22 protein-coding genes and 1 riboswitch are annotated in these 20,308 nt (G+C 57.8%); of the genes, 8 read left to right on the top strand and 14 right to left on the bottom strand.

The window, feature by feature from the left end; genetic code table 11:
* Positions 1–18: 18 nt before the first annotated feature.
* Positions 19–501: a hypothetical protein gene (locus NSND_RS08730; protein WP_080878652.1), complete on the top strand. Its 483-nt coding sequence runs from the start codon at positions 19–21 to the stop codon at positions 499–501.
* Between the two features lie 179 nt (positions 502–680).
* On the opposite strand, the gene NSND_RS08725 is transcribed toward NSND_RS08730, so the two are convergent.
* The 5 genes from NSND_RS08725 to thiC all read right to left on the bottom strand — a co-directional run bounded on the left by NSND_RS08725 (position 681) and on the right by thiC (position 5,688).
* Positions 681–1,772, bottom strand: a complete 1,092-nt coding sequence (locus tag NSND_RS08725; protein WP_080878651.1) for a CAF17-like 4Fe-4S cluster assembly/insertion protein YgfZ — start codon at positions 1,770–1,772, stop codon at positions 681–683.
* Between the two features lie 20 nt (positions 1,773–1,792).
* Positions 1,793–2,206, bottom strand: a complete 414-nt coding sequence (locus NSND_RS08720; RefSeq protein ID WP_080878650.1) for a response regulator — start codon at positions 2,204–2,206, stop codon at positions 1,793–1,795.
* Between the two features lie 21 nt (positions 2,207–2,227).
* Positions 2,228–2,743, bottom strand: coding sequence for a tetratricopeptide repeat protein (locus tag NSND_RS08715; protein WP_080878649.1), 516 nt, complete (start codon positions 2,741–2,743; stop codon positions 2,228–2,230).
* Between the two features lie 79 nt (positions 2,744–2,822).
* On the bottom strand, positions 2,823–3,632 hold the full coding sequence (locus tag NSND_RS08710) for a sulfide-dependent adenosine diphosphate thiazole synthase (protein ID WP_080878648.1): 810 nt from the start codon (positions 3,630–3,632) through the stop codon (positions 2,823–2,825).
* A gap of 139 nt (positions 3,633–3,771) precedes the next feature.
* The gene (thiC, locus tag NSND_RS08705) at positions 3,772–5,688 is read right to left on the bottom strand and encodes a phosphomethylpyrimidine synthase ThiC (protein ID WP_080878647.1); all 1,917 of its coding nucleotides are present in this window, start codon (positions 5,686–5,688) and stop codon (positions 3,772–3,774) included.
* Between the two features lie 91 nt (positions 5,689–5,779).
* Positions 5,780–5,883: riboswitch (TPP riboswitch) on the bottom strand.
* Positions 5,884–6,459: 576 nt separating this feature from the next.
* Here thiC and NSND_RS08700 point away from each other — a divergent pair.
* Together NSND_RS08700 and NSND_RS08695 are read left to right on the top strand one after the other, a co-directional pair.
* Positions 6,460–6,759, top strand: a complete 300-nt coding sequence (locus tag NSND_RS08700) for a hypothetical protein (RefSeq protein WP_080878646.1) — start codon at positions 6,460–6,462, stop codon at positions 6,757–6,759.
* Positions 6,760–6,821: 62 nt separating this feature from the next.
* A complete protein-coding gene (locus tag NSND_RS08695; RefSeq protein WP_080878645.1) occupies positions 6,822–9,074 on the top strand; it encodes a zinc metalloprotease in 2,253 nt (750 codons plus the stop codon).
* Between the two features lie 105 nt (positions 9,075–9,179).
* Here the strand turns inward: NSND_RS08695 and NSND_RS08690 are convergent, their stop codons facing one another.
* From NSND_RS08690 to NSND_RS08655, 8 genes are all read right to left on the bottom strand, one after another.
* Positions 9,180–9,632, bottom strand: a complete 453-nt coding sequence (locus NSND_RS08690) for a GNAT family N-acetyltransferase (protein WP_080878644.1) — start codon at positions 9,630–9,632, stop codon at positions 9,180–9,182.
* A 60-nt stretch (positions 9,633–9,692) separates the two neighbouring features.
* Positions 9,693–9,974, bottom strand: a complete 282-nt coding sequence (locus NSND_RS08685) for an antibiotic biosynthesis monooxygenase (RefSeq protein WP_080878643.1) — start codon at positions 9,972–9,974, stop codon at positions 9,693–9,695.
* A 50-nt stretch (positions 9,975–10,024) separates the two neighbouring features.
* On the bottom strand, positions 10,025–10,345 hold the full coding sequence (locus NSND_RS08680) for a helix-turn-helix domain-containing transcriptional regulator (RefSeq protein ID WP_080878642.1): 321 nt from the start codon (positions 10,343–10,345) through the stop codon (positions 10,025–10,027).
* An 18-nt stretch (positions 10,346–10,363) separates the two neighbouring features.
* Positions 10,364–10,690, bottom strand: coding sequence for a type II toxin-antitoxin system RelE/ParE family toxin (locus NSND_RS08675; RefSeq protein ID WP_080880845.1), 327 nt, complete (start codon positions 10,688–10,690; stop codon positions 10,364–10,366).
* 184 nt (positions 10,691–10,874) lie between these two features.
* Positions 10,875–11,204 (bottom strand): YajD family HNH nuclease, encoded by a 330-nt coding sequence (locus NSND_RS08670; RefSeq protein ID WP_080878641.1) that lies wholly within the window; start codon positions 11,202–11,204, stop codon positions 10,875–10,877.
* 117 nt (positions 11,205–11,321) lie between these two features.
* Positions 11,322–11,630, bottom strand: a complete 309-nt coding sequence (locus tag NSND_RS08665) for a DUF1272 domain-containing protein (protein WP_080878640.1) — start codon at positions 11,628–11,630, stop codon at positions 11,322–11,324.
* A gap of 185 nt (positions 11,631–11,815) precedes the next feature.
* Positions 11,816–12,355: a hypothetical protein gene (locus tag NSND_RS08660; protein ID WP_080878639.1), complete on the bottom strand. Its 540-nt coding sequence runs from the start codon at positions 12,353–12,355 to the stop codon at positions 11,816–11,818.
* Positions 12,356–12,489: 134 nt separating this feature from the next.
* The gene (locus tag NSND_RS08655) at positions 12,490–13,773 is read right to left on the bottom strand and encodes a GTP pyrophosphokinase (protein ID WP_080878638.1); all 1,284 of its coding nucleotides are present in this window, start codon (positions 13,771–13,773) and stop codon (positions 12,490–12,492) included.
* Between the two features lie 605 nt (positions 13,774–14,378).
* Between NSND_RS08655 and NSND_RS08650 the strand changes: the two genes are divergently transcribed.
* The 5 genes from NSND_RS08650 to lspA all read left to right on the top strand — a co-directional run bounded on the left by NSND_RS08650 (position 14,379) and on the right by lspA (position 19,756).
* On the top strand, positions 14,379–14,603 hold the full coding sequence (locus NSND_RS08650) for an addiction module protein (RefSeq protein ID WP_080878637.1): 225 nt from the start codon (positions 14,379–14,381) through the stop codon (positions 14,601–14,603).
* The gene (locus tag NSND_RS08645) at positions 14,603–14,944 is read left to right on the top strand and encodes a type II toxin-antitoxin system RelE/ParE family toxin (RefSeq protein ID WP_080878636.1); all 342 of its coding nucleotides are present in this window, start codon (positions 14,603–14,605) and stop codon (positions 14,942–14,944) included. The genes NSND_RS08650 and NSND_RS08645 overlap by 1 nt, the downstream gene beginning before the upstream one ends.
* A gap of 110 nt (positions 14,945–15,054) precedes the next feature.
* Positions 15,055–16,143: a quinolinate synthase NadA gene (nadA, locus tag NSND_RS08640; protein ID WP_080878635.1), complete on the top strand. Its 1,089-nt coding sequence runs from the start codon at positions 15,055–15,057 to the stop codon at positions 16,141–16,143.
* Between the two features lie 263 nt (positions 16,144–16,406).
* On the top strand, positions 16,407–19,238 hold the full coding sequence (gene ileS, locus NSND_RS08635) for an isoleucine--tRNA ligase (protein ID WP_080878634.1): 2,832 nt from the start codon (positions 16,407–16,409) through the stop codon (positions 19,236–19,238).
* Positions 19,235–19,756, top strand: a complete 522-nt coding sequence (gene lspA, locus NSND_RS08630; protein ID WP_080878633.1) for a signal peptidase II — start codon at positions 19,235–19,237, stop codon at positions 19,754–19,756. The genes ileS and lspA overlap by 4 nt, the downstream gene beginning before the upstream one ends.
* 281 nt (positions 19,757–20,037) lie before the next feature.
* Here the strand turns inward: lspA and NSND_RS08625 are convergent, their stop codons facing one another.
* Positions 20,038–20,304: a DUF2024 family protein gene (locus NSND_RS08625; RefSeq protein WP_143833475.1), complete on the bottom strand. Its 267-nt coding sequence runs from the start codon at positions 20,302–20,304 to the stop codon at positions 20,038–20,040.
* Positions 20,305–20,308: the final 4 nt, after the last annotated feature.

Here is a 20,308-nt window from a genome sequence, read left to right as displayed (position 1 = left end):
ACGAAGGAGTAGGGAACTATGGCAGGGTTGTTGTCAGCAGACGAGATCTTTGAAAAGGCGAAGGACGCGGCGGTCGGGGCGACCAATGCCGATGAAAAGGCGCTCCAAATCGATTACGAAGCATTGCAACTCAAGTTCCAGGCAGCCTTGGGCGATCGCAAAGTGGCGCGGTGCCATATCAATAAGTTCCTGCCCGAAGGGTACGAAGATCAGGGGCGGTTCAATCTAGTGCTGCTCACGGCCGGCAACGTCATTTTCGACATCGTCATCGGGGATTCCTATTTCCGCTACGATGTGGTGTCCGTCGGTCAGCTGGATAAGGTGCAGGTCATCGATGCCATGTGGGATAACCGCGAAAAGCGCCGGGAAGAACCCTTCTTGAGCCTCCGGCTGATGCACGCCGAAGAGACGCATCTGTTGTTGGCATTGGATGACGACGAGCGGAAGAGCCTGCTCGGATTCGCGTCAGCCGTGTCGGCCGTGCGTAATCCTGAAAAGTAGAACACCTCTGCCACTCGAAAAAGGGTGGTCATCGGTTCGTGTGATTGAAGCCCCGCAGGGTGTTCAAAACGGCCGTTCAGGAGGGCCGCAGCTGGTGAAGCACTGATGCGTGCGCTCAGTGGTACGTTGAGGCGCTGAATGACGCGAGAACGAGGCCGGCGAACGTTTTCAGCATCCTGCTACGAGTGCTTCTGAAACGGTAGGGCATGGACGGTAGCCTGATGGCGCGTCCCTGCCACTTCGACCGTCAGTGTGGTGTCAGGTGCCGAAAAGTCGCGCAATGGAAAACCGAATGCCAGTGCGGCATTGCGTTGCGGCGAAAAGACGGCGCTGCTGACCCATCCCACCTCCCGATCTCCGCTGAATAACTTCGAGCCCGCGGGCGGAACCGTTTTGTCCTGGATGATCAATCCGACCAGATGCCGGCGCACGTTCCCATAGGTATCCATCCTGGCCACGACTTCCTGTCCCGGGTAACAACCCTTTGAGAGGCTGAACGCCTTGCCTTCCAGGTTGGCTTCCGGCGGGACAATCTCTTCGTTGAGATCCGGACCGGCCTTGGGCAGACCGGCTTCGATGCGCAACAGTTCGCGCGCCTGTGCGCCGACGGGCTTGATGCCGAACGGTGCGCCTGATGTCATGAGCTGGTTCCAGGCGGCGGGGACCGCATCGGCCGGCAGCAAGACTTCAAAGTCCTGTTCGCCGGTTTCTTCGGTACGCAGGATCAGCGCCTGCTGCCCGCCGATGGTGGCGGGCAGGGTATGCAAGAGCTGAAGGGCGCGGACCTCGATACCGAATGCCGCAGCAACGGCCTCTGCTGATTTCGGTCCGCTCACCAGCAACAAACCCCAGCTTTCTCCGCAATTCTCCATCTTGGCCTTGGTGCCGTAGAGCAGGAATTTTCGCAACGCCTGAAATGTGGCCTCGCCCACCTCGCCCACATCTTCGACCCACACGGCATCGGCTTGCACATATACCCGGAAGTAGCCGAGCATTTTCCCCTTATGGGTCAGGAAGCTGGAGTAGCGCCCCTGGCCGGGTTGGAGCGGGAGGATGTCGTTGCTGATGATGCTCTGGAGCCACTTGATGCGATCGTCGCCGGTCACCCGGATTTTTCCGCGGTGCGACAGGTCGGACAGCCCGACGGCACCGCGGACGGCGGCATATTCCGCGGCGGGATCGCCGTAATGGGCCGGCATCGACCATCCTGCGGTGTCCTCGAAAATGGCGCCTAGTTGTTGATGCTGATCGTGGAGTCGGGATTGTTTCATTGGATTCTTGCCCTCTGCTCTCAGCCTTCAGCGTTCAGCTCTGAGCGGACCGGTGATTGCTGACTGCTGTTGGCTATGATGTCTTCAACCAGTTCTCTGGTTCGTGTGGAGAACTCATTTCTGGAGACAATTTTCGTCACGCCCAGTTCCTTGGCTCGGCGCCAGGTGTCCGTTTCTTCGTGATTGGCAAAAGCCAGGATGGGAAGCGACCGCAACGCGGGGTCGGCCTGGAGGGTTTCCAACGCCTTGAAGGCATCGATGGCCAGGTCGTTCATGTTGAGAATCAGGGCGGCAGGCGAAGCTGAGGCGGTTTTTTCAGCCACCTCATCCTGGCTGCGGATCCGCTCCAGCGTGTAGCCCTGCGGCCGCAAGGCATCGCGTACCTTGGTGTAGAAGAAAATGTCAGTGACGGCCACTAAAATCGTGGTGTTCATCCGGTTCCTGTCCTATGGTCCCTAATTCAGTGAGCTGATGAGCCGACCCAGAGCCTTCTTGGCCAAGGCGTAGTCCGGGTTCAGGGCGAGCGCCTGTTTGTAGCAGTCAATCGCCTCGCTCCACTTGCCCTGGCGTTCGTAGACACGGCCAAGATTCAGGTGTGGGAAAGCCGGGCTCTCATACCGTCTGGCCTGCATGGCTTTTTGAAACCAGGGAATCGCCTCCTCCAGATCACCCTTTTCGATCAGGTAGGCTCCGATGTCGTTGTAGGGATTCCCGAAATGCGGATCGCAGGCGATGGCCTTGTGGCATTCGTCGATCGCCTCGTCCAGCTTACCCATGAAGCTGTAGGTCCATCCGAGGAACGTATAGGCTTCGGCAGTCTGATGCGTCGCGAGCGACAGTTTGTAGAGACTGACCGCTTCTTCCAGCTGCCCCTTCATCTGCTGCTCGTAGGCTTGCTGAAAGAGCTGCCAGGCTTCGCGCTTGTCTTCTTCGCTGCCGTCGCCTTGTATAAGAAAGTCCTGAACATCCATGTGTGATCACAAGAGCCAATGGCCTATGGAGCATAGCAGTTCGATGGTCTGTTCCCTGCTACCAGCCGTTCGCTATCAGCTATATGCTCTTGCCTTGTTTCAGTTTCTTTTGAATTAACTCCGCGCCATAGCGGCCGGAGAGCAGCATCGATCCGAAGGCCGGGCCCATTCGTGGTGTGCCGAACACGGCCGCGACAGCCAACCCGATCACAAAGCAATTGGGAGAGACTTCCCCGGTCCGGTCCATCACTTCTTCTTCCGACCGCGACACCCACATCGCGCCGTTGCCCGGCACCTGCTGGTAGAGCCCCCGCTTATGCAGGAGATTGACCACCACGGCATCATGTCCGGTGGCATCGACCACGATTTTACTCTCCAAGGCGATCGGATCGACATGGATAATATCGTGGCCCGCCATTTCGGCGGTGGTGCTGTTGACGACGACGCCTTCAAGCACGCCTTCGCGGCGCAGGATCAGATCGACGACCCGCGTCAGGTTCATGATCTTCGCGCCGGCGTTGTAGGCGGCGGCAATCAGCGCCCCGGTGGCATGCGGAGGATCGACCATGTACATGCCGGGGCATTCCTTGATCTGCTTGCAAGGCACCCCCACTTCTTTGAGAATCTTATGCGCGGGGGCGCAGATGGTGGCTTTGTTCATCAAATACCCGCCGGACCAGAAGCCGCCGCCGAGGGCCAAACTCTGCTCTACGATGAGAGTCTTGATGCCCATTCGGCCAAGATCGTGGGCGCAAATGAGGCCGGAGGGCCCGGCGCCGACGATGATGACGTCGCTCTCGATAAGCTGATCGAACTCTTTATAGTACTCCCGCGCAATCTGGCGGGTGATATCGCGCTCGCGTAATGGCGCCGGCTTCGGCTTTCCCATGCTACCTTCCCTCTCAGCGGCTGCTGAACATGACTCCCGGCTTCGTTCTCGGCTCCATCAAATCCTCAACGTACCCCGGAGGGTACGCCTCCGGTTTGAGTTCGCCTGTGGCCTTGCCGGATAGCCATGTTGATCAGCCTTATAGATAGATTTCTGAACCGGCTTTTTTAAATTCTTCTGATTTTTCCTTCATGCCGATCTGGATAGCCTGCTGCTCTTCCAGCTGTTTCTGCGCGGCATAGTCGCGGACGTCCTGCGTGATCTTCATCGAACAGAAATGCGGTCCGCACATGCTGCAGAAATGCGCGACCTTCGCGGCATTGTCCGGCAGCGTCGCATCGTGATACGAGCGGGCGGTGTCCGGGTCCAGCGACAGGTTGAATTGATCTTCCCAGCGGAACTCAAAGCGCGCTTTTGATAAGGCATTGTCACGGGCCTGCGCACCCGGATGGCCTTTGGCCAAGTCTGCCGCATGGGCGGCGATCTTGTACGTCACGACACCGACCTTCACGTCTTCCTTGGTCGGCAGACCGAGGTGTTCTTTCGGCGTGACGTAACAGAGCATTGCGCAACCATACCAGCCGATCATCGCGGCACCGATGCCGGAGGTGATGTGGTCATAACCGGGAGCAATGTCCGTCGTGAGCGGCCCCAGCGTGTAGAACGGCGCCTCCTGGCACTCCTTCAGCTGCTTCTCCATGTTCTCTTGAATCATATGCATCGGCACATGGCCGGGACCTTCGATCATCACCTGGACATCATGGTTCCACGCGATCTTGGTGAGTTCGCCCAAGGTCTCCAATTCGGCAAATTGCGCCTCGTCGTTGGCATCGGCAATCGAACCGGGCCGTAAGCCATCGCCCAGGCTGAAGGCCACATCGTAGGCCTTCATGATTTCGCAGATCTCTTCGAAGTGCGTATAAGCGAAGTTTTCCTGGTGATGCGAGAGGCACCATTTGGCATGGATCGAGCCGCCGCGCGAGACGATGCCGGTCATGCGTTTCGCCGTCATCGGCACGTAACGCAGCAGGACACCGGCGTGGATTGTGAAGTAGTCCACACCCTGTTCGGCCTGCTCGATCAGCGTATCCCGGAAAATTTCCCAGGTCAGGTCCTCGGCCTTGCCGTTGACCTTTTCGAGCGCCTGATAGATCGGCACCGTGCCGATCGGTACGGGCGAGTTGCGGATGATCCACTCGCGTGTCTCGTGAATGTTCTTGCCGGTCGAGAGATCCATCACCGTGTCGGCGCCCCAACGGATCGACCAGATCATCTTTTCGACTTCTTCCTCGATCGAGGAGGCGACCGCGGAATTGCCGATGTTGGAATTGATCTTCACGAGGAAGTTCCGGCCGATGATCATCGGCTCGGTTTCCGGGTGGTTGATGTTGTTCGGGATAATCGCGCGTCCGCGGGCCACTTCGTCGCGCACGAATTCGGGGGTGATGATGTTTGGAATACGCGCGCCCCAGGCTTGGCCGGGATGCTGCAACACGCCGCCGCCATGGCCGTTGGTCGAGGCCAGGAGTTCTTTGGCCCTTGCGCGGGACTGATTCTCCCGGATCGCGATGAATTCCATTTCCGGCGTGATGATGCCTTTCTTGGCATAGTGCATCTGGCTGACGTTGTGTCCGGCTTTGGCGCGGAGCGGCTTGCGAATATGCGTAAACCGGAGGTCGGCCAATTTCGGGTCCGCGGCTCGCTGACGCCCGTACTGGGATGTGACCTGCGAAAGTTCTTCCGTATCCCGGCGACTCTCGATCCAGGCCCGGCGCAAGGGCGGCAGGCCGGCGCGCACATCAATCGTCACGTTCGGATCGGTATAAGGACCGGAGGTGTCGTAAATCGTGATCGGCTGGTTGGGCGTAGGGCCCTGGCCGTTGGCTGACTGCGTGGGGGTCAGGCTGATTTCGCGCATCGGGACCCGGACCCCTGGGAGCGCGCCGTCAACATGCACCTTGCGCGAAGCCGCAAAAGGCGTCGTAGTGAGGCGTGCGGTCGAGGGCTTGGAGCCATGACCGTTGCTGGAACCGTTCTGTGTATGGGCCTCGCTCATAGCGGACATCCTTTCGTCGGAGGTGAGCGTCTGACAGCCGAAATAAAAAAAGCCGCATCCAGCGAGGGTGCGGCTTAAAGCGATCACGAAGCCAGTCAACCGGTCGCTTCCCTACGCTGGTATTACCCAGGTCAGGTTGTGAGGGTCGCCCGAGCAAGTCGGACTCTCAGCCGGATGGCACCCCTAGCTGTCGAAGATGATCGTACCGACCTGCCGGAGCGAAGTCAATCTTCCGGAGGACCTAGTGGTCAAGGGGCTTCTCGGGCAGGGAATTCCAGTTCGGGCGAGTAATGCGGAGTGCCTAGGCAAGTGGCCTGAATAATGCGGCGGGAGATTCGTCGCGGAATGTTCAATGCACAATGGGTCATGCTCAAGGGATGGTTGAACGCCGGGTGCATTCAGGGTGAGAAGCTGCACGCTTGCGCATCATCGGAGAGTACCAATTGCAAGCCAGAGCGAAGAGGGGCCGCGTTGCGATGACCGTTTGTATCGCATCAGATACCGCCCTCGTATCGTATCGGATACGAGAACGCCCGCTGGTTCCTCCCAAGATTCCCGTGAAGTCTGCGTCGTGCTTCCGTGCCCGCCGCCATCCTGCTGGTCGCCGCAAACATTTCGCGAGGTTCCAAATACTTGTTTTTATCTCCTGACCGCTGCGTGACCAGACGCCTCACCCGGTATACCGTTTGCTTTTGACAGGGAGAACAGCAGTGTAAGGGGACCTCTCCCCCAGTCAATCTTGATCACTCCATAGCTCGGACGAGGTGGCTCGTGTTGCTGCACATCGCTCTACAAGAGGGCTTTCATCATGACGAGGTGCGTGTGTCGGTGGATGCCCGGGAGGTGTGGGGCAGTGCCGATCTCACGACGCGTCGACAAACCGGATATGCGGCTGCTGTGGAAGTCGACGTCGCACATACCCCGGTCGTCGTGGAGGTCGTGCTGAGCAAGCGGGGGGTGGCTCAAACCAAATCGGTTTCGGTGGATCGTCCGACCTATCTCGGTGTGTCACTCACCACTGAAGGGAACCTGGCCTGGAAAACCTCGTACGAACCCTTCGGGTACCTGTGACGAGACGTACCGAAACAGCGTGACGCCTGAAGGTCGCGGTCTATCACAACAGGAGGTAGCGTATGAAAGAGCAAGACCAAATCGATCAGGAGTATCGTGTCGAAGCCGCCGAAATAGCCCGTCCGGGCATAGAGCCCCTCATACCGATCCTGCCCTGGCCGCCACGTGTCCGCGTGAGCGGGTTGTACGCCGCATCCCGGATCGTGACGCCCCCCATCCCGGCGCCCGGCCCCCTGCCGATTCAGCCCGTTCCACTCGCTCAGCCGATGCCGGGCATCGCGCCGACAGCAGCCGGTCCGTGGCAAATTGAGGAACTGCTCCCCTGGGGCTTTCTTCGCGAAGAGCTGCGCCTCGATGTCGACGGGCGCTATCCGCAGATGATGGCCAGCGGAACGCTCTATGGCGTGTTGGCCAAACGTGTGCACTGGATTGCCCGTCTCACCGCATCCGGGCCGAATGCCTGGACCGGCTCAATCTGGTTCAAGGATGGCGATGTCGCCAGCTTCCCCTACACGATGGTCGAGATCACGACGACGGCAACCTTTCTCTCCAGCCAGCGCAAGGCCGTTGTCCGGTTCTCAGGCGGGGGCACGTCGGTTCGGACGAGAACGCTGGCGTTCAAATCTCCGTACTTCAGACAGGTGGAATTCGAGTTCGACTGCGCCACCGGCGTCACCGCGACCACGCACATCGGCACCCATGACCATCCGAATCGTCCGGCCACATTGCCGGGCGAGACGCTCACCATCGAGGAGGTCTACCGAAGGGTCGGGTTCGATGTGCGGAAGTCCGGTAGCGACAGCATCGTCCCTATCGGCGACGCGGGGACGAACGCGCGTTGGAGCGACAACGAAATGCATGATGCGATGCAAGTGTATTGGTCGCGATTTGCCGGCAAGGCGCAGTGGTCCCTGTGGGTGTTCTTTGCCCGGTTGCACGAGCAGGGCACAAGCCTGGGCGGCATCATGTTCGACGATATCGGGCCGAATCATCGCCAGGGGACAGCGATTTTCAACGAGTCGTTCATCTCTACGGCGCCGACCGGTGATGCTAATCCGGTCGCGTGGGCCAAGCGGATGCGGTTCTGGACGGCGTGCCATGAAATGGGACACGCCTTCAATCTGGCGCATTCGTGGCAGAAGCAACACCCGCCGGACTGGGGGACCCCGTGGATTCCTTTGGCGAACGAACCGGAAGCCCGCAGCTTCATGAATTATCCGTACAACGTGTCCGGCGGACAGACGGCGTTTTTTTCCGACTTCGCCTATCGGTTCAGCGACAACGAGTTGGTATTCATGCGCCATGCGCCGGAGCGGTTTGTGCAGATGGGGAATGCCGATTGGTTCGATCACCATGGATTCGAGCAGGCAAGTGCTTCGCCGGAGCCCGCGTTGAAGCTCAACCTTCGCGTCGATCGGGCCCAAGCCACCTATCAATTCCTTGAGCCGGTTGTGCTTGAGCTCAAGTTGACCAACATCGGTTCGCGTCCACTGGTGCTGGAAAAGGAGTTGCTGTCCATGACGGATCACATGACCGTCATCGTCAAGAAGCGGGACAAGCCGGCCCGGCAGTACCTGCCCTTTGCGCGCTATTGCCACGACATGCAGGCTCAGGTGGTGATGCCCGGGGAATTTGTGACCGATTCGCTCTTTATCTCTGTCGGGCGGAACGGCTGGGATATCGCCGAGCCGGGATATTACACGATCCAGATCGCGCTCCATATGGAGACGGAGGATGTCGTCTCTGAGGCCCTGACCATCCGTGTCGCTCCTCCACGGGGCTACGACGAAGAATTTATTGCGCAGGACTTCTTCTCTGATGACGTCGGACGCATCCTCAATTTCGACGGCAGCGCCATACTCCGTCGAGGGAACGATACGCTCAGGGAGGTGAGTGACCGGTTCGGCGATCGCGCCGTGGCCTACCATGCGCGTGTGGCCCTGGCGGCGCCATTGGCAAAGGATTACAAGGTGCTCGACATGGGCGATCGGATGGGGGAGATGGCGTCTGCAAAGGAGGCCGGAGGCCGTCTCCGTCGCGCCGCCCCCCGTATTGAGGAGGCACGGCAGCTCTATACGAGCGCTCTGCTTGAGAAGAAAGATCAGGCGATCGCGACCTTGGGACGGACCGACTATGAATATTATCTGGGCCGGTTCAGGGAGTCATTGATGGAGCATGGGGCGGTGTTGAAGAAAGAGCCGCGGGACGTCAAACGAGATGCCAAGCGCGAAAAGAATGGTGATATCGAGCACACGATGAGAGTGATTAAGGAGACACTCTCCAGCCTCAAAGATCAAGAGCCGGTGTCTCGCTAAGCCTGAAAGGGCGGTAGAGGAGCGGGCCGATGCCGTGAGGCATTGGCCCGCTGACTGTGAGCGTCTACGAGGGGTCGGCGCGGCCCGGATAGAACGTTGCTTGGCCTAAACTGAGAGCACCAGATGATAGTTGGAGAATTGTTGGTCGCGCTTCCATCCCGCTGATCGATAGAGCGCGTGGGCGGCGTCGTTTGTGAGCGCAGTTGAGAGCGAGAGGCGCACCGCACCGAGTGAAACTGCAAAGGTGGCGGCAGCCGACAACAGCGAAGAAGCCACGCGGGTTCTCCGGGCCTGCTCCTGCACGAAAAGATCGTTGAGGATAAAAATCCGGGCCAGCGACACGGACGAGAAGCTCGGATAGAGGTGTGCAAATCCGATCGCCGTATCTCCCTCGTGCGCAATGAACAGCGTGGACTCTCTGTTCGCAAAACGGGCGAGTAGGAACGCCCGCGCGGCAGCCACATCGCTGGTCCGACCGTAAAACTGACGATAGGCGTCGAAGAGTGGAACGAGTTGTTCGACATCATCGACGGTGGCTTGTCTGACGGTGTGTGTCATAGATCTCCGGCGGGCATTGTGAGCAGCCTGCTAGCCCGGATTTTTCATGAATGGTTCGGCCTAGAGCACCCCTCGCTCGATCTCTTCCAGATACAGAAAATCCGGCGCTTTCACTCCGGCAGCTCGCCTCAATTCGACCAATTCCAGGGACTCGAAGAAGCGCCGGGCGTTCTCCAAGCTAGACCAGGCCGAGAAGTGGACAATGCTATTCGCATCTTGGTCGTAGCGCAGGAGCTGGTAGCTGATTTCTCCGGCACGTTTCCGCAGATCCGCCGCGCCATCGAACACAGCTTTCCAGGCGGGGTAGGCTTCGACTTCGTGAATAATCAACACGTGGGGCATGTGAACTCCGAAATGAATGGTGCGGACCAGTGTACTACGCCCGTGCGTTCTTAGCTGGCTTTGGCCGTCACGCGCAATGTGACGCGAGCCTTCTTCTGGAGCGCGTTCAGGATACTGAAGAAGTTGTCGGTGCTTGGATTCCCCCCTGGACCCAACATCCGATGCAAGCTTTTGCTCGGCTTCTTGAGCGTCAGGGCGAGCTCCTCAAACCCGATGGTGGCATTAACCAGATCGCGGAGGATGGCCTTGCCCACAGTCGTATCGCCGGAGAAATAAGCATTCAGCGCCTCCGCAAACAGCGCCTCACGAAAACGCGGATCACGCTCCGCGCGCGCCGTTACCGTGTCTTTGAACTGTCGTGTGAGTGCCATAGGTTCCCCCGCTCACTGTTACGTCCTGGTGCCCTTGCGGCGACGGTAGTCTGCCCACCGGTCTCTAGCCGTCTCGATCGCCTGTTGCTGACGCTGCTTTGTGCTGCCACCTAGCAAGATCACAAGCCGGTCACCGTCCTTCCCGAAATAGACGCGATAGCCCGGCCCGGCATCGATCTTCCGTTCAAACACTCCAGCTCCAACTCCCTTCACATTCGACCAGTTCCCAGCAGCTAACTGATACAGCGCTGCGGCAACTTTTGCTGAAGCGACAGCAGGGAGGCCTTCGAACCATGCGGCAAAAGGCGAACGCGACTTGATGTCAAAATATTCGAGTATGCGTATCTCGGTCATGACAATGGTAACGAATATGTTACTTTATTATGAGGGGGCGTGCAATCGAATTATCGTGAAGGTAGGAGGTGGTTTGATCGGCTTGTCGTGTGGTGTGAGCAAAGACGCGTTCATCGTCGGGCGCACCCTAACAACGTCCCCGCCGCGAACTGGACCTGAGCGAGTGTTTATTTCGCTAGGTTTTATGTTTGAGTAAGTCTGAGAGATGGGCGAAGGGCGTGAAGGTTGAAGGTTGCTCTTCTTGCCGACGTGGCGACGTTGCATCCGACGAATCAGTGGCTTGATACCGCTGGTGCTCATTGTCGTGACAGTAGAGACAGAGTAGCTCCCAGTTGCTCCCGTCGGGTGGATTATTGTCGTGGTTGTGGTCCTTGTGGTGGACGGTGAGCTGGCTCAGCTTCTTGCCGTCAAATTCACGCCCGCAGTGCGCGCAGATCCAAGGAAATAACTTGAGTGCGCGTTCTCGAAGATTGTGGTCGCGCTGAGACTGGTTGCTCCGTGTCATGCGAGCCTCCCAGAGATGGGCGACACGTCACCGAGATATTTTACAACAAGTCTTGGACTAAAGCCCGCGACGCCGCGAAATGGTTCCTGGCAACTTCTGACCATCCGCATCCACGTACTATCGTTTTTCAGGCGGTATGGTTTTAATAGCGGCGGAGAACGACTCATGAGCCGCGAGATCGACCGGCCTGTTTTTTGTTGTTGTGCTCGCCGGGTCCTGGCCAAGAAAGTTGTCGCCTTTCCAGTTCTTCGAGGGCCTGATGGGTCTGGGCACGAAACCGCCACCACAGTTCGGGTAGACATTGCCTAAGACCGACTCCACGCAGGCCGCACAGAAGGTACATTCATAGGAGCAGATGCGTGCTTCACGTGAGTCGGGCGGCAGAGGTTTGTTGCAGTGCTCGCAGGTTGGTCTGAGTTCCACCATGGCGTTCCCTTTTCATGTGGAAGGCGCGCTCAGAGTCTGCTGTGGCCAAGTTTACTGCAAAGTTGGAGGCGTATCCATCAGTGTAGAGACGGCGAGGGAGAGGTGTGCAAGGGGAAGGGGGGAGGTGAGGAAGAGGCCTGACCGCCGCGCGCCACGAAATCATTCCCGACTTCATCTCTCTCTATCTACGGATTCGCTTTCAGGAATGTGATTGCGTCACGGAATGCCTTGTAATCATCTGGACTCGTGCCTTGTAGTTTGACGTAGCTCTTTTTCCCTTCATCAGTGAGATGGTCCGGATATTTCAACCCGTACCAGCATACGAAGATGCTAAATTCCGGATGAAATACACGGCTGTCTCCATGGATAATTCTCAGGCACCGAGTGGCTTCCAGGATATAAAAGGCGTTTGTCTCCGTATTAAACTCAATGTTATTTTTCTTAGTTCGCAAGTCATGTTCAGCGTGCTTGAAGAAGTTTCTGGCTTCCCGAACTTTGTCTGCATATTCTTTTCTGTGCTCATCTTGGACGTAAATAGAGTCGTAGTGAAATATTAAGTTATGATCCCAAACTTGACCAATGTCATCGAAGTGATCGTGCAGTATTTGTAGTGCTGCGCAAGCTAGAGTATGGATCGATACGGGGTCTCGCTCTTCGAAGAAAAGGTTGATTGCCTCCAAGAGTTGCGATTGTGCCGCAGCGAGTTTTGAAATCGTAATTTTCAATGCAGACCAAAATCTCTTCTATTTTCTGGCAGCGGTGACGGTCAGCCGCTGCCAGTCTAGGATTCCCTTTTCGATGCCTGCCACTCGTCGCATGATGTTTCTAGAGACTTTCCTCATCCGCGTGAGGAAGGTGCCTAGTCGTCTCGTCTCATCACATCTCCGTGGTAAAAACAGAGACTTCTGTCTTGGAGGTCTCCAGTCTCGACACCGCTATCAAATAGCGCATGTTCGATATCCTCGGCAGCCTCGTCGGCTTCGTCGCCTTCCAGACCGTAATGCTCTACGAGCACTTCCGTGAGCGAGTCCGTGTGCACGATCTTCGTAGCGCATATGGCGCATTCACCGAGAGCGCCATATGTTTCTGCCCATCGGAGGATATCATGCTGCGGGTCATCGTCTTTCTCTGTGTGCTCGATTCTCTCGACGAGATCCTGCCACGTCTGGGGAAGCTCTGACTCGACTTCGCCAATAAAAGCGGAGTCGATCTCCTCTCGGTCCGCCAATCCTTCCTCCGCTACGAGTTGCAATGCTGAATTTATGCCGTGAGCTGCGGCGTAAACGGCCCACCGGAAAATTTGCTCCGTCGTGGGCTCCCAGCCGAAGGAACCTTCATAGTGTGAACCTAGCTTCCTAAGGAAGTCGCTATCCTTAAGAATTAAGGCCAAGCCATCAGCCCGAACGGGTGTGCCTTTGAATTCGTTAAGTGCTGACTGGATGACGTAATCCGGAGGCTGCGCACCGAATGCTTGTTGATACAAGAATGCGATAGACGATCCTGTGAGATCAGATCCATCTTTTGGTGGCTTCCCTTCATGAGGACGTGCGATTTCTTCCCGGATGTCGTTGGCAATCTGGTCGGCGACATGGATTTGCTGTGCAAGCCGCTCCATTGATCGCACTAACGAAGGTGCTAGCTCGGTCTCCTTAGTGTAAACATCAGCGCGAGACAACTCAGCCCAGGCGTGCTGCAGGAGGGACCTAATTTGCACTTCGCACCCTATGGTTCTCTTTTCGCCAGCAATCTCTACAGAAAACCGTATTCGAAGGTGACTTGCGCGGTACCCAGTCCTGGTAGGATTCTTGATCAAATCTTGGATGGTGACGGGAATGCCTTTCGTCTTAAGCGAGCTGGCCAGTACACTGGCGGCTCGCTCAACATCTTGAAGGTTGTTGCAGACTACTCGGAACCCAACTAAGTCTATTGCTTTATCAAGAGCGTTCTCGACAGTCCAGGAGTGTTCCCCAGCCTTTCTTTTAAGGGAAGCGAGCGTTTTTATTCTGCGTGAATCCACTCGGGCACGCACAAGGTGAGGATCACCAAGGTTGCTTAGAGCTTCTGTTAGGAGCTTCCCAAGTTCTTTTGAGGCTGCATCCATGAAAGGCAGCATCTTCTCGTATTTGTCCTCGGCATTTCCCATCGTCTGCAACTTGCCAAACTAAAAATGTAAATCCAGTCTTACGGGAACATGTCATTCTACTTCCTCAGTGCTCTCCTGGTCTATTCAGCGCGAGCTGGGTCTAGTGAACTTCCCGCTGTCTTTCTTGTTCACGTAATGGAGGTTGGCGCTGGTAGTTCACAACGTACGCACGTACAACGAGAGGACTCCGCGACCGTGTGTTTCGCGAGTATTGGGAATCGTTGGCCACCGCTCTCGTCCCTCCACTGGAAATTTTCGAGTGGATGCGGTTTCTTCGCATTGGTGCCTGGCAGGGGATTGTCTGCCTTTAGACTGCATGAGCGGATACCAGACTTGCCGCAGCAGGCGGCCGTTGCGCTTCGGAGGCAACGGCGAAGTCTGTCCTGTGTGAGCCGGTCGCCGGCGAGTTGACAGGCTTCGAGCCGGCAAGGCTTAGTCTGGTGCTCAGGCAGGTGTCTCTGGGGGACCAATCGCCTGCCAGACGCTGTCTCCTTTCCCCCACGGAGGCCTTGTGCCATATGAGCTGATGATGTTCGTGGCTCGGGCCCAATCACAGGTGTGCAAGACAGCCTTTCCTGCTCCACTGCTTCTGCTAGAATTCGCGTATGGGCTCTGATGCGTCCAAATTGTTAGAGGCGGCCCTGAAGCTTCCGCCCGAGGTCCGTGCGGCGATGGCGGGCTCCTTGCTGGACAGCCTGGATACGACTGTTGATGCAGATGCCGAAACGGACTGGGAGCAGGAAATCGCCCGCCGCCTCAAGGAGCTCAATTCGTCTCACCCCCATCTCGTTTCCTGGAGCGATGCCCGCCGAAAGATACTCGGCCTCTGATGCCGGGATTATCTTATGTTTTTCATCCCGCCGCCGTTGAGGAAGCCCAGGCTGCTCGGCAATGGTATAAGGCCAGAAGCCAGTCTGCTGCGGATTCGTTTCTGGCCGAACTTGACCGCGGCATCGAAGCCGTCTCTCTTGCTCCCGAACGCTGGCCGCTGTTTGTACACGGAACTCGCCGTTATCTCTTTCATCGGTTTCCCTTCCAGTTGGTCTACCGGGTCGTGAATGACTGGTGGCCCTTGCTCATGGCCGCCGCCGGCCAGGATATTGGAAACTTCGCTAACGAAGAGAGCCTGCTTTCGCGGCCCCTTCGACTCATCTCCCTAACCTCTTCCTAGGCCCTCTTCTCAGCGGTGGTTTCATTGATTGTGCGGGAAGGGGTGTCGTAGAATCAGACAGTGTAAGTTCCCTCGTGGTATAGTTTTTTCAATCAACCGAAAGGCTGCAGGTGAAAACGGTCGCCACGCTTCCCCGTCCCATTACCGACTATCAATCCTTGTCTGCCGAAGAACTCTTCGAACGGACCCGTGCGGCCAAACGGACGCTCGGCGACCGGGTGATGATCCTCGGCCATAATTATCAACGCGATGAAGTGATTCAGCATGCCGATTTTCGCGGCGACTCCCTGATTCTCGCGCAGGTGGCCGAGCAGCGGTCCGATCGGCCCTATGTCGTGTTTTGCGGCGTGCACTTTATGGCGGAAACCCGCTCCAACCAGACGGTCATTCTTCCCGACATGGCGGCGGGCTGCTCCATGGCTGATATGGCGGCGATTGAGCAGGTCGAACAGTGCTGGGATGCGCTCGGGCGGGTGGTGCCGGTGGAAGAGATGGTCATGCCGGCGGTCTATGTGAATTCAGCCGCGATCTTGAAGGCGTTCTGTGGCGAACATGGCGGGCTGACCTGCACCTCGTCGAACGCGCGGAAGGTCATCGAATGGAGCTGGGCGCGGCGCGAGAAGATCCTGTTTTTCCCCGACGAACACCTGGGGCGCAATACGGCCAACAAGATGGGCATTCCCCGCGAGCAGATGATTGTCTGGGATCCCTTCATGCCGCGAGGCGGCAATTCGGTGGAGGCGATCAAGCGGGCGAAGCTGATTCTGTGGAAGGGCCATTGCAGCGTGCACCAGATGTTTCAGCCGTCGCACGTGGACTATTTCCGCAAGCAGTACCCGGACGTGAAGGTCATCGTCCATCCCGAATGCCATGAGGATGTGGTGAACAAGGCCGACCTGGTCGGTTCGACGGAGTACATCATCCGCACCATTACGGCGGCGCCGGCGGGCACCACCTGGGCGGTTGGTACCGAACTGAACCTGGTCAATCGCCTGAAGCACGAGCAGACCGACAAGAAGGTGTTTTTCCTCTCCTCGACCGTCTGCCAATGCGCGACCATGTACCGGATCGATGCCCCGCATCTCTGCTGGGCGCTGGAAAACCTTGCCGACGGCCATGTCGTGAACCGGATTGTGGTCCCGGATGACGAAAAGCAGTGGGCGAAGGTGGCGCTTGACCGCATGATGGCGCTCAGCTAGCAGGCTGTTGAGAAAGGCCGCCGGCGGCGTTCTCGCGTCGCTCGCATGTTCAACGTACCGCAAGGGTACGCCTCACATGCTCCCTCGCTGCGGCCTTGCCGGACGACCTTTCTGAACAGCTTGTAGGACAGCCAGATCCTACCAGTCACCTTGCTAAATGGTTCCGGCTGCCAACAAACCACTGGTTCCTCTCGCCTCGTTTCGGTATAGTCCTCTCTTTACGCGCACTTCATGGCTCTTTTGTTCCTCAGATAGATCATCCTATGGACTATAAAGCGACCCTCAACTTGCCGAAGACCGATTTCCCGATGAAGGCGAATCTGCCGCAGCGGGAGCCGGAGATGCTCGCCCGATGGACGCAGGAAAAGCTGTACGAACGTATCCAGGAGTCCCGCCAGGGGTTTCCGCGTTACGTGCTGCACGACGGACCACCCTATGCGAACGGCCGCATCCACATCGGCCACGCGCTGAACAAGATTCTGAAAGACATCATCGTCAAATCGAAAACGATGTCGGGGTTTCAGGTCCCTTACGTGCCGGGATGGGATTGTCACGGCCTGCCGATCGAACATCAGGTGTTGAAGGAACTGGGCGATAAGAAGCGTGACCTGGACGCCCTCGCGATCCGCAAGCTCTGTAAGGAGTATGCGGAGAAATATGTCGCGATCCAGCGGGAGGAGTTTCAACGGCTGGGTGTGCTCGGCGACTGGCAACAGCCTTACCTGACGCTGAATCCCGCCTATGAAGGCACGATCATCCGCGAGTTCGGGCGCTTCGTGGAGCGGGGCGGGGTCTACAAGGGACTGAAGCCTGTCTTGTGGTGCACACAGGACCAGACGGCGTTGGCCGAAGCGGAAGTCGAATACGACGATCACACGTCGCCGTCGGTCTATGTGAAGTTTCCGCTGGTGAGTCCCCCGGCTGTCTTGAGCAAGAGGTTCGGCGGGCTTGCATTCCCTGCCGATGTGAAGAGTGCCTCCGTCTTGATCTGGACGACCACCCCTTGGACCCTGCCGGCCAACCAGGCCGTCTGTCTGCATGCGGACATCGACTATGCGTTTGTGCAGGTCGGCGACGAGCTGCTCGTCATCGCTGAAAAGTTGGTGGAGTCGGTGGCGAAGGCCTGCAGTCTCCCGGCCTACAAGGTCGTGGGCGTCAAGAAGGGATCAGAGGGATTTGAAGGCTTGGAGGCCCAGCGTCCCCTGACCACCGGCCTTTCGCCGCTGCTCCTGGGCGACTTCGTCACGTTGGAACAGGGAACGGGCTGCGTGCACATCGCGCCGGGCCACGGCATGGAAGACTACCTGCTGGTGCTGGCCCACAATGCCAAGGCCAGCGTCGGTGAGCGGCTGGAAATCCTGGCGCCGGTCGATAACGGCGGGAAGTTCACGGCCGCGGTTCCTGAGTTTGTCGGGCAGCATGTCTTCAAAGCCAATCCCAAAATCGTGGAACGCCTCAAAGAGAACGGGCGGTTGCTCGGTCACGGATCGCTCAATCACTCCTATCCCCATTGCTGGCGTTGCAAGCAGCCGGTCATCTTTCGCGCGACCGAACAGTGGTTTGTCTCGATGGAGACGAATGAACTGCGGAAGGAAGCGTTGGCGGAGATTGAACGGGTGCGCTGGATTCCGGCCTATGGGCGCGACCGGATCAACGGAATGATCGAAAACCGGCCTGATTGGTGCCTCTCGCGTCAACGCGTCTGGGGTACGCCGATCCCGGGTTTTACCTGCGTAAAATGCGGCAAGGTGTTAGCGCATCCGCGGGTGATCGATCATGTCGCCGATTTGATCGGCCAACATGGGACCGACTATTGGTTTGCCAACCAGGCTGCCGCGTTGCTGCCTGCCGGGACTCAATGCGAAGGCTGCGGCGGAACGGAATTTGAAAAGGAACGCGACATTCTTGACGTGTGGTTCGAGTCCGGTGTGAGTTATGCCGCTGTGCTCAAGTCCCGGCAGTGGTATCCGGCGGATTTGTATCTCGAAGGCTCCGACCAGCATCGTGGCTGGTTCCACAGCGCCTTGCTGGCGGGAGTCATTACCGATCATCAAGCGCCGTACAAGGCCGTGCTCACGCACGGATTCGTGTTGGACGGGGCCGGGCGGAAGATGTCGAAGTCGGCGGGCAATGTCGTGGCGCCACAGGATGTGATCAAGCAATCGGGCGCGGAGATCCTTCGCCTCTGGGTGTCGGCCCAGGACTATCGTGAGGATCTGCGGATTTCCCAGGAGATTCTGAACCATCTCATCGAGGCCTACCGGAAGATCCGCAATACCTGCCGATTCCTGCTGAGCAATCTGTACGACTTCGATCCGGCGCAGCACCGTGTGCCGTTCGAGCAGTTGCCTGAACTGGATCGTTGGGCATTGATGCGGTTAGGCGACCTGGTTCCGCGCGTGCGCAAGGGCTACGACGAATTCGAGTTTCATACGATCTTTCATGCGTTGAACAACTTCTGTTCCGTGGATTTGAGCGCGGTCTATCTCGATATCCTGAAAGACCGGCTCTATACCTTCCGCAAAGACTCGCCGTTGCGGCGCGGCTCTCAGACCGTCTTGTTCGACATTCTGGTGGCCCTCACCAAGTTGATGGCGCCGGTGCTGAGTTTTACGGCGGAAGAAATCTGGCGGATGTTGCCGGAGTCGGTGCGGACGGATTCGAAGGCCGACAGCGTGCATCTGGCCATGTTTCCGGAAGTCGATCCGCGCTGGAGCGACCCGGCCTTAGTCGGGCGGTGGGAGCGATTGTTGGCTTATCGTGAGAGGATACAATTGTTTCTGGAAAAACTGAGACGCGATAAGTCGATCGGAGCCTCTCTGGAGGCTGAGGTAACCGTGAATGCTGCGCCAGAAGCCTATGAATTCTTGAAAACCTATGAGGGGCTTCTGCCATCTCTTGTGATCGTGTCCCACGTAGAGTTGGAACAACACCGCCCGGCACAAGCAGGGGAGGCCTGGCCTAATGATATTGATGTGACCGTTACACCAAGTAAGCATCCCAAGTGCGAACGTTGCTGGAATTATCGTGCGGCCGTGGGAAGCTTCCCCGACCATCCGACCCTCTGCGACCGTTGCGTTGAGGCGGTCCGTTGAGCAACTCCGTCCGTTATTTGCTGCTCGGTCTGCTGAGTCTGGCGATTGTCGTACTGGATCAGGTCACTAAGCTCTCCGTCATGGAGTCCATGCGGCTCCATGAATCCATCCCGGTCGTGTCGAACTTCTTCAGCATCACGTACATCCGGAATCCCGGCGCGGCCTTCGGGTTTCTCTCCTCCAGCAGCAGCTCGTTCCGGTTCGTCTTTTTCGGTGTGACCTCGATCTTTGCCGTGGGCTTGCTGGGCACGATTCTGGTCCGCATGCCGAAGGATGATTGGATGGGGCGGCTGAGCGTGGCGGCGATTCTCGGCGGGGCGATCGGGAACTTACTGGACCGCTTGCGCTACGGGGAAGTGATCGACTTTCTGGACTTTTATTTCAACGCCTACCATTTTCCTGCGTTTAACGTCGCTGACTCGGCGATCACGGTCGGAGTGGCGTTTCTGATTCTGCACTTTGCGCTGGAAAAGGAGCCCGAGGCGGCGCCGGTTATTCCTGAAAATCCTCCCTCCTGACAGGACGCTGAAAAAGCCCGCCGGCGGCGTTCTCGCGTCGCCCAGTAGCCCAACGTACCCCATGGGAAAAGAGCCTGTCCCGGCAGGCGTGGGGTGGGCGGGTAAGAACGTGACGCCTCGCCCAGGACACGGCCGGCTCACCATCCCGCCGGCGTCCACAGGCGTGGCGCTCATTATGCTTCGCGCCGTGGACCTCGCTGCGGCCTTGCTGGTCGGCCTTTTTGAGCGCCCTGAAACTCTTCACAGTCAGCGCTTCAAACTAATCGCTTCATTCTTCCCAATCAGACCGGCATCGTAATGATGAAGCCGCCCTGTTCCCGGAACTGGCGCTGCTGCTCTTCCGAAAACATGACCAGTGGTTCACTGTGGCAGAACTGGCATTCCTTAAGGGTGATGACCGCGTTCGGTTCACCGATTCCCACCAGATATTGCTTGGCGAGGACGAGGGCCTTCTCCTGACTTGTGGTCATCACGTCGAAGTGGAGTTTGCCGTTCTTTCCTTTGACCCAGGTGTCGTAGACGTGGACGCTGTCCATTTGGTTTGCCATGGTC

Source organism: Nitrospira sp. ND1, from assembly GCF_900170025.1.
In the GTDB taxonomy this organism is placed as follows: Bacteria; Nitrospirota; Nitrospiria; order Nitrospirales; family Nitrospiraceae; genus Nitrospira_A.
The sequence above is the reverse complement of the archived record's forward strand: the minus strand, read 5'-3'. Positions and strand labels throughout refer to the sequence as shown.